Raw genomic sequence first — 13,418 nt, forward strand, 5'->3', positions numbered from 1 at the left:
AGACTTTGTATCTTTGTGCCTTCAAAATAAAAGAATGGAATACGCAGAAAATATATTAGAAACTATTGGAAATACGCCTTTAGTTAAAATGAACGCTTTAGTAAAAGAAGTCGATGCCTTAGTATTGGCAAAGTACGAAACTTTTAACCCTGGAAATTCTGTAAAGGATAGAATGGCTTTAAAGATGATTGAAGATGCGGAAGCGGACGGACGTTTACAACCTGGCGGTACTATTATTGAAGGAACTTCTGGAAACACAGGAATGGGCTTAGCATTAGCAGCCATTGTAAAAGGATATAAGTTGGTGTGTGTCATGGCAGACAAACAATCGAAAGAGAAGATGGATATTTTACGTGCGGTTGGTGCTGAAGTTGTGGTATGTCCGACAGCTGTGGAGCCAGACGATCCACGTTCGTATTATTCAGTTTCCAAACGTTTAGCGGAAGAAACGCCAAATTCTTGGTATGTAAATCAATACGATAATCCGAGTAACGCAATAGCTCATTACGAAAGTACAGGACCAGAAATCTGGAAGCAAACTGACGGAAAAGTGACACATTTTATTGTGGGTGTTGGAACAGGAGGAACCATTTCAGGAGTTGGAAAATACTTAAAAGAGCAAAATCCGAATGTAAAAGTTTGGGGCGTAGATACGTATGGTTCTGTGTTTAAAAAATATCACGAAACGGGTATTTTTGATGAGAATGAAATCTATTCGTACGTCACGGAAGGTATTGGAGAAGATATTTTACCTAAAAATGTCGATTTTGATATCATAGACGGATTCACAAAAGTGACCGATAAAGATGCCGCAGTATATACGCAGCGTTTGGCAAAAGAAGAAGGAATGTTTTTAGGAAACTCTGCCGGAGCAGCCATCAAAGGTGTATTGCAACTTAAAGAACACTTTACCAAAGATGATGTTGTGGTAGTGTTGTTTCACGATCATGGAAGTAGATATGTTGGAAAAATGTTTAATGACGATTGGATGCGCGAGCGTGGCTTTTTAGAAGAAGAAGTTTCTACAGCGGCGGATTTAATCAAAGAACATGCTGACAAGCCGTTAATAACGGTAAAAACTGGCGAATTGGTATCGCACGCCATTGAGCGTATGCGTACATTTAAAATATCGCAAATTCCTGTGGTAGACACGGAAGGCTTTGTTGGTTCAATAGATGAAACTTCGTTATTTGCAAAATATATGGAAGGGAAAGATATTGCGGATGCATATATTTCTGACATCATGCAAAAACCGTTTCCAATTGTAAAACGCAACACGCCAATTGACGCAATTGCAAAGCTTATCAATAAAGAAAATCAAGCAGTGTTGGTCGATTTAGGAGATGGAAAACATCACATTGTTACCAAGTATGATATTATCAAAGCATGTGGATAATGCTGCGAAAAGTTAAAGTATAAAAAAGGTCGAATAGCAATATTCGACCTTTTTTGTTTGAATTTTATATCGTAGAATCTTTACTCTTGAATTCTGTGAGGAGCTTTTTATAACGCTTTTCTAAATTCCGATTGTCTATCAAGATGATTACCAATACTGAAAAGAAAATAAAAATAAAATATCCCAACACAGAATCTAGCGTATCTTCTTTTGTATCTGAAAAGGATGCACCGAAAGAACCACTTTCATCGTCCATAATTCTTGGCGACTCAAAAGAGATTTCTCCACTTGATTCAGTTCTTATAATGGTAGATGTCGTATTTGTGAAATCATCAGTATATGTAAGATTACTTGCTAGCAAGACGCTAGAACATAAGAAAAATAATACTATGGTGCATTTTAGTTTCACAGGTTAAATGTATAAAAAATATCTTACAAAAATAAGTTTATTCCTTGATTTTTAATTTTTTACTATGATTTAGGTTTGCTGTTTTATAAAATAAACAAACGCTATCACATATTTTTATTCTTAAAGAATGCACTTACAAGCTTGCATAGTAGCCATGACTGCTTTCTTTTTAAAAACAATTATTTAGTATTGTTAGCCTTCCTGTAGTTCTTTCAGTTTGTTACATCACTTTAGGTGAATTTTAAAAACTAAAAGCACTATACATTTCCATAAAAACATCATACGACAATGTGTTGGCTTAGGGGAAAGTGTTTGTTGCGTATGTGTACGATTTTACGGATTACCTTCAAATCAAAACAAATAAACGACTTTTTTTTGAGAAAATCGCATAAAAATGTCGGATTAACTGCAAAGAAGGGAAGATGAAGTGCATTTTTGAAAGAATTCTTTGTAAGAATCACAGATTTGCTAACGAATGTTAGTTTACTAACAATTTTTAAAATGAAAGAAATCTTATCTTGCGGTAAAATATAGCAGATGAAAATGTACATTCTACTCAAAGCTTCTGTGCCTGACACCTTTGCGCCTGTTATTGCAGCACATGCTTCGTTGGCTTGCTACAAAAAGTACGAAGACGATGCCGATATGCAACAATGGATACAAGGTATCTTTAAAAAAGTAGTCTGTCGTGTAAATGATAAAGAATTTGAAAATGCCAAAGCAGAAACCAAACACATCATACTTACGGAAGCTGCTCTTGACCATCAGGAAGTGTGTATTGCTTTTTGTCCCCGCGAAGTATATTCCAAGCAATTTCAGTTTTTTCCAATGTGGAAGCCTACAATGAATCAAACATAAGTGAACTTTTGTTATATTACCTTAAAATTATCTTATCGTTAACAATGACAGGCATTCATACATAATTTATACGTACTAAAATACATGCTTTTTCGTACCTTATCTATGGTGTTTCCGTACTCATACTATACTAGTGTCTTGTAATTTTGAAGAACAATATAAATTCAAAAATAAAATTACAACGACCATGAAAAAACTTCTCAATTACAAACTTATGCTTGTATTGATAGGACTTACATTTTTTGTAAGCTGTCAACACGAAACCGAAGAAGCATTAGAAGACGCTGCTACCAACATTGAGCGCGTTGATGTTAAATGGCTTGCGCCAGACGATCATCCTGTAGTACAATTACTGTACAGCAGAGGTTATAAAAAAGGAACTATTTACGAAACAGAAGAGTATTTCCTAGCGCCGCCAGATTTGTTTTACAGCAAAGACATCAAAGATTATGACCTTACCGATACAGGAGCAGACCCAAAACAAGCGTATAATACAGGTGCATTGGTATCTTTAGACAGAATGCGCATCAACGTATTCTTAGATGCTTCTATTGGAACCGACTTACAAACACAATCGGTCAACGCAATGAACGAACTGAATGGTATTAACAACTGCGCGCTGTTCTTTGTGCGTGTTTTCAATGCTAATCAGGCACAAATCACTATTCGAAGCGATTTTGGCGTAGAAGGCACAAATGTTCTTGGACGTGCAGGGTTTCCATCCAACGGACGTCCTTTCAATTTGGTTACCTTAAACGTAGACCGCATTGATGATTTTGGAGCAGACATCCGAAGAAATGTGATTATTCACGAATTAGGACACTGTGTAGGCTTACGTCACACCAATTGGCAAGCCAATGGCGAAAGTGGAGCCGTGAACATTCCAGGAACTTCTGCTTTTGATTCAGGTTCCATTATGTGGAGTACAGCCAATGGAGGAACGCCATTTACGAACGGCGACTTAACAGCATTCAGAGCCTTATTTCCAAGAGCCTTACGCAGAGATGTGGTAAATGTCATTGATGAATACGATTACAGCGGTGAAATTTACGTAGTAGACGAAGTATTTGTAGACGTATTTACGGATGGAAGTTACACAACATCGGCAACGCTCAACAGAAACGTACAAGTCAACTATAAAAAGCGTGTACAAGAATACAATCACACTTCTGGTACATATACATACTACAGAAACCGTTTGCTATCTGCTGGAAGCAGTCGTTACTATTTAGACGAAGAAGAAGAGCAATGTTCACCATACCAAGGAGAAACCTGTACGTATGAAGATGTAGACATTACTTATGCGTTTAGCATTTTATAATATTCTCTTCTCTATAAAAAACATCCGTTTTTTTCAATGCAACAAAGCCCAACGAATCTCCGTTGGGCTTTCTAATTGTTATAAGCTGAAGTTTATATTATGCTTCGTATAAAGTAGTATGGCTTTCATATACACCATTTACATAAAATACGTTCACGGTATATCCATCACCAAAAGCATCACCACCACATCGGTATGAAGCTGTGGTATATGTTCCGTACGAACCTTCATACGTAAGACTTCCCGTTAAGCGACAGTCTGAAGCCAATCGTCCACCAGCAACGGTATGTTGTTCTTTTTTGTTTAATTCTTTTACTCCGTCTAATTTTAAAATGTCTTTTAACATACTAAGTTTTTTTAGTTAATAACTACGGTCTAAAGTATTAGAAGTGCGTCAAAAACTAAAGAAAAACACCTCGTAATTCATAAATCTGAACTAGTACTTCTATAGGTTATTGTGCTGTTTGTGAGTTTGGTAGAATGTGTTGTTGCAGCGTATTTTTAAAATTGATGCACACAAAAAAAGCGAACCGAAGTCCGCTCTCATAATTAGTGATATTTTTACTAACCTATTTTATATGACAACCTAGTCCACCTTCAGCAACAGGAACTGAATTACAAGTGTAAACCGTAGCTTGTGGTTGACTTGTTCCACCTTTTACACTTTGCGTGTTTAAATTAGAAACTTGTTTTTTGTTTAATAACAATGTGTGTACATTTCTTTTTTTCATGGTATATATATTTTGATTTCTTTAAAAATACAGTATGTATTAGAAAAAGTAGTAGGGCATTCCCGTAGAAAATTTATTTGTTGTAAATGTGTTTTAAGGCTTCACTTCTAAAATAAAACCATCAACGCTTACAATTATCTAACTTTTATAGAAAAAGAGATACGCTTATAAAAAACTGGTAACGCTTATAAATTAATATATGTGTAGTAATTGATTTTTTTATGAGATTCATGGGGTGAAACAGAAACACTACTAGCTTTTTGAGTAAAACAAAAGCGTATTGCATGTCTGCGAGAACGTTTCGGTTGCTCCCGAAAGCCTGTTGCACTTTTGCAGGGACGTTTCGGTTGCTCCCGAAAGCTTGCTGCACGTCTGCAGGGACGTTTCGGGACTTCCCGAAAGCCTGTTGCAGGTCTGCGAGAACGTTTCGGGATGTCCCGAAAGCTTGTTGCATTGCTGCGAGAACGTTTCGGGATGGTTTTTTTTGCGAATAATGCAATAAAACCTCCAAAAACAACAAATTTTTTACGAATATTTTAAAATCCGATTATTATGGAAAAACCAACATTAGATCGCTTTCGAAACAGCGAATTTTTGCAATACATGAAAGATGTATTAGAATTAGTCAACGCACAAGATGTTGAGGTATTACAACTAACCACGCAACGTGATGCCCTTGCGACACTTACCAATCAGATAGACAATTTGTTTCAGCAGGAGCAAAGTAGTGGCATTACGCAAGAGTTGATTGATTTAGATAACAGACGTGACAAAGCCTTTATGGGCATCAAAGCCTCGTTGGAAGCTTACGGCTATCATTATGATGAGCGTATGCAAATGGCAGCACGCAGTTTATTATTTAATTTGAATAACTACGGTACCAACATTCCGCGGATGAACTATCAAGCCGAAACCGCAATCATAGACAGTATGTTGTCCGATTGGGAAACCGAAACCGATTTGATAAACGCCATCACTACCGTTGGACTTGCCAATTGGATCGCAGAACTAAAAACGGCAAACGCAGCTTTTAACAATCGGTATTTGGCGCGTGTTTCCGAATCGGCTGCCAATCCCGCTACAAGTTTTACTTCGGTACGCGAAGTTGCAACAGATGCCTATCGCCAGTTAACGGCGCATGTAGAAGCACACGCTACCTTAGGAAGCAATGTGGTACACCAAGAATTAGTCAATGAATTTGGTGTATTGGCAAAGCAGTATAATCAAACTGTAGGGCAGCGATTGAGTTTAGGCGATAATGCTGTAAATCCGCCAGAAACGGGAGAGGATGTTTCTTTTAATGATGAAATTATCTCTGAGCAAGTGTAGGATTGATGTATTAGTTGAAGTTTTTAAAACAAACACCCTTTGAATTTATTTTGGAGGGTGCTTTTTTGTCTATGGATTACAGTGACTAAAGGAAAGTTTTTCTTACTTTTAAACGGTAGAATATAAACAACTTTAAAACACCTTGCTATAAATGGCAATCTTTTTAAACACTACCAAATATAATCATTGGATACCCAGACTTATAGACGAAAGTAAAAAAGAATTAGTACTGATAGTACCCTACATTCAAACTTCTGAAAACATATATGAAACTCTGAAAAGAGCAGATGATAGAAATGTTGAAATAACATTGGTGTATAGAGAAAATAAACTTTCTTCAACAGAAAAAGAAAAACTGAAGAATCTAAACAACATTAACTTATTACATCATCCTAACATTCATTGTAAATGCTATTATAATGGCGACTTGTTAATACTGGGTTCTATGAATTTATACGAATATTCAGAAAAAAACAATCGTGAAATGGGAATGTTGTTGCACAGGGAAAGTATCAAAGAAGCTGGAAGTCGATTTGGATTTGGAAATGCAGACAAAAGAGAATTATTTATTGATGCTGTTGATGAAATCCGAGAAATAATTAATGGAGCTAGTTTAGAAAAAGTGAGTAAGAAAGCAAAGGAAACAGCTTTTACAATTGATATTATTAAAACCTATAAAGAGCTAGAACAAGACCATTGTGATAGAATTAATCAATACTTTTTAAATAAAAAGTTTGAACCTTATGAATATGCTCCAAATAAATTTAAGGCTATTTGTAAAAATTACTTTGATAAAATTGATGTTATAAACGATGGGTATCGTATAGCAATAGATATTAAGATTTCTGAAAATGAACGAGAGAAACTATATGATAAGTGGATGAAAACCTATGAAGAATATGAATTCAAAGGATTTAAATACTATTGGAACTATCACAAATCAGATATTTTACTATATCGAGACTTTAATTTTGATTGGGAAAATATAGCGGATGAAGCTATCTTTTTTAAGAAGCTTCAACAAGGGATTCAGTGTATTATTAATAAGTATCGGGAGTTAGCGGGGAAGTAATTTTTGTATTACGGTTTTCCACACTATAAGATAGTTGTAAAGTTGTTTCTTTGTTTTTGTATAAATAAAAATAGTTTAGAAATGGTAAATAGAGGTTCGGAGTGGAGAAAGTGGGATTTACACGTACATTCACCGTATACTTTTTTAAATAAATATTCAAGTACTGACGAGGAATTTATTAGCAAAGTCAAAGCTAAGAATATTTCATGTCTTGGTTTAACAAATTATTTTAAGTTTGATACTCGTGAGTATGAACTAAAGAAAAAACTTGAAGATGAAGATATAATCACGTTCTTGAATTTAGAACTAAGATTAGACTATCAAAATAAAGACGATGAATGTCTTGATTTACATATAATTTTTTCAAATAAAGTCTGTAATGAAAAAATAGATAGATTTTTAAATAACATGACTGTAAATGTTCAAGGAGTTGATAAAAAACTTGCTGATTTAAATTCGTTAAATGATTTTAAAAAAGCGGTAATTAACTTTGATTCGTTATTAGAATGTTTGAAAACTGAATCAATTGGATTAAACGGGGAGTTCTTAATCGGTTTTTTGTCAAGAGGTAAGGGAAATGCAAGAAGTAGCACAAACTATGAAAAAATTACGAGAAACATAGATTTATTAATTCATTCAACAAATAATCCTAAAAATGTTTATGAAGATAGAGAGTTTTGGCTTGAGTATAAGAAACCGGTTCTACAAAATAGTGATGCACATTCCTTAGAAACTATAGGTAATAAGTTTACTTGGATTAAAGCTCATAAATCTTTCGAAGGCTTAAAGCAAATAACTTACGAACCAGAAGAAAGAGTAAAGATTCAAACTGAAATGCCCGAGTCTGAAAAGTTAGATCAATTAATGATAGAGAAAGTAACTTTTACTTCTTCAAATGATAGATTTACACCTGATCCTATATATTTTAATAAAAACCTTAATGTAATTATTGGAGGTAAATCTTCGGGAAAATCAATATTATTGTATGAAATAGCGAAAACACTTTATGCAAATACAGAAGATAAAGTTTTAAAATACAGGGATATAGAAAGTAATACTGAAAAAGATTTATACGAATTGGAGTATTTAAAAGAAGGGCAGAAAGATAATGATTATAGTTTTTGTGTTCATTTATACTCGGGTAGTTCCCAAAAAAAGGATGATAGAGAAGAAAATTCAAGTATTTTGTCTAGTATCAAATATATTCCTCAAAACCACTTATCAAATCTTGTAGATAAGAGTAGAAAAAATGGAGCCACTTTAAAAAAGATAATTCGTAACCTAATATTAGAAGAGCCTAGGTTTAAGGAAAAGTATGATGATTTTGTTGAGAAGGCTAAAGCAAATGATAGAATTAGGAATCAAGATATAGATTACTATTTTACTTTAAAAGATAACCTTGATTCTAAAGAAAAAGAATTACTAGGAAAAGGAGATACTAAAGCATTAAAAGAGGGGATATTTCATAATAAGAAAAAAATAGAAGAATTAAATAAGGACTTTACTGCTGAAGAACAGGCTAAATACACTGAACTTACAGAGAAATTAAGTTTACTAAAAATAAAAGAAAACCAAATAAATTCAGATTTTGAGAAACTTCGTAATTTTCAAATTGAGCTAAAAAGATTTCTAGAAGAATACTCTAATAAAAAGCGAATAACCATTGACACTCTTCAAAATGATAAAATTAAGGATGAATATCAAAGTAAATTAGCTTTTATTGATGAAGCATTATCTTCTACAAGTGAATTAGCCAAAGAACTAAGTAAAGGTGAAGATGAAAAGTATATTCAAGGTTCAGTTTTTGCTGATTTGATAAATGATATATCAACTGAAATTAAGCAAGCAGAAAAAGACCTTGAACCTTTAAATGCGAAGTTTGATAACCAAAAACAAGTCGCCGCTTTACAAAAAAGTATTAGAGAGAGTGAAGAAAAAATTACTGAAATTGAGCAATTTTTAAAAGAAGTTGAAAAAAATAAAAAGGCTGTTGAAGAACAGAAGGAAAAAATCTTCAAAGATTTCAAAACCAATTTTGAGCTTTACGATGAAATTATTAAGGACTTACAACCTCGAATAACAGATATAAATAGTGAAGCTGATAAAGTTGAGATTTTACCAAGTATAAAGTATAATTTTCCAAAATTTAGAAAATTAATAGATAGTCTTTTTGATGGTAGAAGATTTAATAATCAGGGTTTTGAAGAATTATATCAGTATGTGGATAAAAATCCTAAATCTGCATTAGTTGACATTGATTATATTGAAATTGAAAAGTCATTAAGAATACTTTTTGAAAAAATAAACAACGGAGATCTTTCTCCAAAAGGGGGAAATAATAAGAAAGATGCAATCAAAAAGGTATTTACTGATTTCTTCTTTGACCATTGGGATGTAAAATCTCAAGGGGATGATATACATAAGATGTCTACGGGCAAAGCCAGCTTTGTATTGCTGAAATTAATAATAAAATTAAGTAAGGATAATGGACCTATTCTGATAGATCAACCAGAAGATAATTTAGATAATCGCTCTATTTCAAAAGCTTTGGTAAACTTCTTAAAAGACAAAAAGAAAGAACGGCAAATCATATTAGTTACTCACAACCCAAATATTGTTGTTAATGCAGATGCAGAAAATATAATCGTAGCTAACCAAAAAGGACAAAATGATGTTGAAAGTACAAGTTCTTACACGTTTGATTATATTAATGGAGCTTTAGAAAATTCTTTTCCTTACAATGGTAGTTCTGATTTGCTAAAGTCAATGGGTATAAGAGAACACATCGCTGAAGTAGTAGAAGGAGGTAAAGAAGCGTTTAAAAAACGAGAAGAGAAATATGGCTTTATGTAAAATATATTTTATAAAATTTTCTGAGATAAAACAAAAAAAAGCAAGCCTATCAAAAAACTCTCAAGGCTTGCTCTCTTTCATAAAAATATTTTTAATAATCTCCTCGTGCACAGCTTGTAGCGGGTTGGGTGTCCGTGTCTACAAATTTCGTATGCGCAACACCTTCTGGGCAGATGCTAATAGAATCACATGCAGCTAACTGCGAGCATCCAGTTTTCGTAGCATAATCGGTCGTACGAATAATAATCACGGTTCCAATATCTACAATAGAATCCGTACCACCCGAAATCGTATAACTATGCAGACTAGAAACAGTGGATTTTTGAAGCTGTAAGCTTTTCAAGTTCTTTTTTTTCATAATCGTGAAGTTTAAAATGTTAGTTGACTAGTTTTTAGGATTAAAAAGATAAAAAGAAAACTTAGTTTAAAGCTACGGTTTTCCCGTAAATGTTTGATTTGTTAGGTGTTAGGTGTTAGGTGTTAGGTGTTAGGTGTTGGGTGTTGGGTGTTGGGTTTGGGTTTGGGTTTGGAAACTACGAATAACAAATAACAAAAAACGAATAACAAATCTAAAATGAAAAAGTATATTTAACCGACAACAGGAGCAAAGCGACTAACATCAAAAAAAGCCGTATTTTTACAAAAGTGTTTCACACACCAAAAATTGCTACAATGAGGATTGTAAAATTCACAAAAAAAGGAATCTACTGTATTCCAGGGAAATTTTATTTGGATCCTTGGTTGCCTGTGGACTATGCTGTTATCTCACACGGACACGCCGATCATGCGCGTTGGGGAATGAAACACTATCTCTGTCACACGCACACCAAAAACATTCTAAAGCATCGGATTAGCGATGATATTTCTGTAGAAACACTCGATTACAACGAACCGAAAACCATCAACGGCGTCAAACTTAGTTTTCATCCTGCGGGACATATCATCGGTTCGGCGCAAATTCGGTTGGAATACAAAGGAAAAGTAGTCGTATTTACAGGCGATTATAAAGTGAAACATGACAACATCACCATTCCTTTTGAATCGGTAAAATGTCACGAATTCATCACGGAAAGTACCTTCGGATTGCCGATTTACAAATGGTTACCCGAAGAAACCTTACAGCAACAAATTCACAATTGGATTCTGCAAAACAAAGCAAACAATCGTACGAGTGTATTGTTTGGGTATTCGCTCGGAAAAGCACAACGCATCATGAAACTAGTAGAAGGATTGGACGAAATTCTCGTGCACAACGCTATCTATCATATCAACAACGCCATTGAAAGTTCGGGAATCGTATTGCCAGAAACGACACGCTTGGACGGACATTTTAACAAAACCGACGTTCAAAACAAAATTATCATCATGCCACCAGGATTATTAGGAAGCAAAATGCTCAAACGTGTGCCCAATGCGGCTACAGCGATTTGTTCTGGTTGGATGCAAGTTCGCGGAAATCGTCGCTGGCGTGGTGTCGATGCAGGATTTGCCGTAAGCGATCATGCGGATTGGGACGGATTATTGCAAGCTGTAAAAGCATCCGAAGCCGAAAAAGTATACGTGACGCACGGTTCACAAGCGACCTTTGCCAAATATCTAAACGAAATAGGAATTGAAGCTGCCGAAGTCATCACAGAATATGGCGACAACAAATTAGAAGCTGAAGAAGCCAAAAAAGAAGCAACGGCATGAAGCAATTCTCAGAACTCATCAGTGCCATCGAAATCACTAACAAAACGAACGCTAAAATTGCAGCGTTGGTGAATTTCTTTACGGTTGCGGATGACAAAGATAAATTGTGGATGATTGCCCTCTTTACAGGAAAACGCCCGCCACGACCTGTAAAATCGTCGCTGATGAAACAATGGTGTGCCGAAATCACCGAGTTGCCCGAATGGTTGTTTTTAGAAAGTTACAGTACCGTGGGCGATTTGGGAGAAACACTCGCATTGCTTTTGCTGCCACCAACACATCACATCGAAAAATCGTTGGACGATTGGATGCAGGAACTCATCCAACTAAAACCAAAAACCGACGAAGAAAAGAAAGAATATGTGTTAAACGCTTGGAGCGGACTGGAAGCGCAAGAGCGTTTAATCTTCAACAAACTCATCGGCGGAAGCTTTCGAATAGGTGTTTCTAAAAAAACACTGGTCAATGCGTTGGCAAAACTCACAAACATTGACGCGAATCAGCTGATGCACAGCATTATCGGAAACTGGGATACCAACTCAATTACCTTTGATGAATTGCTCTCAGGGAGTCACATCAACTATGACAATTCTAAACCGTATCCGTTCTGTTTGGCGTATGCCTTGGAAAAAGAATTGGACGAATTGGGCGATGTCAACGATTGGCAAGCAGAATACAAATGGGACGGCATTCGCGGGCAAATTGTCAAGCGAAACAACGAATTATATATATGGAGTAGAGGTGAAGAACTGGTGACCAAACAATTTCCCGAACTCACAGAAGTATTCAAAACGTGGAAACATGATTTTGTCATGGACGGCGAAATTCTCGCAATCAAAGATAGTAGCGTGTTGTTATTTAATGACTTGCAAAAGCGCCTAAATCGGAAGAATGTCTCTAAAAAACTCTTGGAAGAGGTGCCTGTGGGTTTTTATGCGTATGATATCTTGGAATTTGAAAACAAAGACATTCGCACTGAATCTTTGGCGGAACGACGAAAAAATCTGGAACGTATCTTTCAACAAAATACCGCAGAAAACATACAGCTTTCTGAAATTGTTACGGTTGAAAATTGGTCAGCATTGCATGCAATTCGAGAAGATTCTCGGAGTGTCAATTCGGAAGGTTTGATGCTAAAACACAAACATTCACCCTACCATACAGGAAGAAAAAAAGGCGATTGGTGGAAATGGAAAGTCGATCCGTTAACGATTGATGCGGTCATGATTTACGCCCAAAAAGGAAGCGGACGACGTAGCTCAAAATACACCGATTACACCTTTGCCGTAAAAAAAGACGACGGTTTGGTGACAGTTGCCAAAGCCTATTCTGGATTGACAGATGCGGAAATCACGGAAATCAGTCGTTGGGTGAACAAAAATGCGATTGAAAAATTCGGTCCTGTACGCACCGTAAAACCTGAGTTGGTGTTTGAAATTGCCTTTGAAGGTATCGCGCTTAGCAACCGACATAAATCAGGAGTCGCACTGCGTTTCCCAAGAATCAAACGCTGGCGACAAGACAAAAAAGTAGAGGAAATTGATACCATAGAAAGTGTAAAGGATTTGATTTTTACTAGGTCTTAGGTGTTGGGTTTTGGGTGTTAGGTCGCTTCGCTTAATTGTGAGTATTGAGTATTGAGAAGTTCAATTGTCATTCCTGCGTGTCACATTGAGCGCAGTCGAAATGCAGGCGGGAATCTGTTTTGGAGTGGTAAAGGCATTAGTGGATTTGGAATTAGGGATTAGAAAATTCCA

12 protein-coding genes are annotated in these 13,418 nt (G+C 35.5%); 8 read left to right on the top strand and 4 right to left on the bottom strand.

Annotation, left to right across the window (positions count from 1 at the left end; translation table 11 throughout):
• The first annotated feature begins 34 nt into the window (after positions 1 to 34).
• Positions 35 to 1,396, top strand: a complete 1,362-nt coding sequence (locus C8N46_RS12115) for a pyridoxal-phosphate dependent enzyme (RefSeq protein WP_108115164.1) — start codon at positions 35 to 37, stop codon at positions 1,394 to 1,396.
• Between the two features lie 64 nt (positions 1,397 to 1,460).
• Here C8N46_RS12115 and C8N46_RS20150 read toward each other — a convergent pair whose 3' ends face one another.
• Positions 1,461 to 1,757 carry a hypothetical protein gene (locus C8N46_RS20150; protein ID WP_146169808.1) on the bottom strand — a complete coding sequence of 99 codons (297 nt, stop codon included), beginning with the start codon at positions 1,755 to 1,757 and terminating at the stop codon, positions 1,461 to 1,463.
• A 585-nt stretch (positions 1,758 to 2,342) separates the two neighbouring features.
• Here C8N46_RS20150 and C8N46_RS12125 point away from each other — a divergent pair.
• Both C8N46_RS12125 and C8N46_RS12130 read left to right on the top strand, forming a co-directional pair.
• Positions 2,343 to 2,663, top strand: a complete 321-nt coding sequence (locus C8N46_RS12125) for an aminoacyl-tRNA hydrolase (RefSeq protein WP_108115166.1) — start codon at positions 2,343 to 2,345, stop codon at positions 2,661 to 2,663.
• Between the two features lie 187 nt (positions 2,664 to 2,850).
• Positions 2,851 to 3,984, top strand: coding sequence for a M57 family metalloprotease (locus C8N46_RS12130; protein ID WP_146169809.1), 1,134 nt, complete (start codon positions 2,851 to 2,853; stop codon positions 3,982 to 3,984).
• Positions 3,985 to 4,081: 97 nt separating this feature from the next.
• Here the strand turns inward: C8N46_RS12130 and C8N46_RS12135 are convergent, their stop codons facing one another.
• Together C8N46_RS12135 and C8N46_RS20480 are read right to left on the bottom strand one after the other, a co-directional pair.
• Positions 4,082 to 4,330 (bottom strand): hypothetical protein, encoded by a 249-nt coding sequence (locus tag C8N46_RS12135; protein ID WP_108115168.1) that lies wholly within the window; start codon positions 4,328 to 4,330, stop codon positions 4,082 to 4,084.
• 223 nt (positions 4,331 to 4,553) lie between these two features.
• The gene (locus tag C8N46_RS20480; RefSeq protein ID WP_158269138.1) at positions 4,554 to 4,715 is read right to left on the bottom strand and encodes a hypothetical protein; all 162 of its coding nucleotides are present in this window, start codon (positions 4,713 to 4,715) and stop codon (positions 4,554 to 4,556) included.
• Between the two features lie 552 nt (positions 4,716 to 5,267).
• On the opposite strand from C8N46_RS20480, the gene C8N46_RS12145 reads away from it, so the two are divergent.
• From C8N46_RS12145 to C8N46_RS12155, 3 genes are all read left to right on the top strand, one after another.
• Positions 5,268 to 6,044, top strand: coding sequence for a DUF6261 family protein (locus C8N46_RS12145; protein ID WP_108115169.1), 777 nt, complete (start codon positions 5,268 to 5,270; stop codon positions 6,042 to 6,044).
• A 151-nt stretch (positions 6,045 to 6,195) separates the two neighbouring features.
• Positions 6,196 to 7,116 carry a phospholipase D family protein gene (locus C8N46_RS12150; protein WP_108115170.1) on the top strand — a complete coding sequence of 307 codons (921 nt, stop codon included), beginning with the start codon at positions 6,196 to 6,198 and terminating at the stop codon, positions 7,114 to 7,116.
• Positions 7,117 to 7,197: 81 nt separating this feature from the next.
• Positions 7,198 to 9,969 (top strand): TrlF family AAA-like ATPase, encoded by a 2,772-nt coding sequence (locus C8N46_RS12155; protein ID WP_108115171.1) that lies wholly within the window; start codon positions 7,198 to 7,200, stop codon positions 9,967 to 9,969.
• Between the two features lie 91 nt (positions 9,970 to 10,060).
• On the opposite strand, the gene C8N46_RS12160 is transcribed toward C8N46_RS12155, so the two are convergent.
• Positions 10,061 to 10,327, bottom strand: a complete 267-nt coding sequence (locus tag C8N46_RS12160) for a hypothetical protein (protein WP_108115172.1) — start codon at positions 10,325 to 10,327, stop codon at positions 10,061 to 10,063.
• A 314-nt stretch (positions 10,328 to 10,641) separates the two neighbouring features.
• On the opposite strand from C8N46_RS12160, the gene C8N46_RS12165 reads away from it, so the two are divergent.
• Both C8N46_RS12165 and C8N46_RS12170 read left to right on the top strand, forming a co-directional pair.
• On the top strand, positions 10,642 to 11,661 hold the full coding sequence (locus tag C8N46_RS12165) for a ligase-associated DNA damage response exonuclease (protein WP_108115173.1): 1,020 nt from the start codon (positions 10,642 to 10,644) through the stop codon (positions 11,659 to 11,661).
• A complete protein-coding gene (locus C8N46_RS12170; protein ID WP_108115174.1) occupies positions 11,658 to 13,247 on the top strand; it encodes an ATP-dependent DNA ligase in 1,590 nt (529 codons plus the stop codon). The genes C8N46_RS12165 and C8N46_RS12170 overlap by 4 nt, the downstream gene beginning before the upstream one ends.
• Positions 13,248 to 13,418: the final 171 nt, after the last annotated feature.

Source organism: Kordia periserrulae, from assembly GCF_003054265.1.
GTDB classification, from domain to species: Bacteria; Bacteroidota; Bacteroidia; order Flavobacteriales; family Flavobacteriaceae; genus Kordia; species Kordia periserrulae.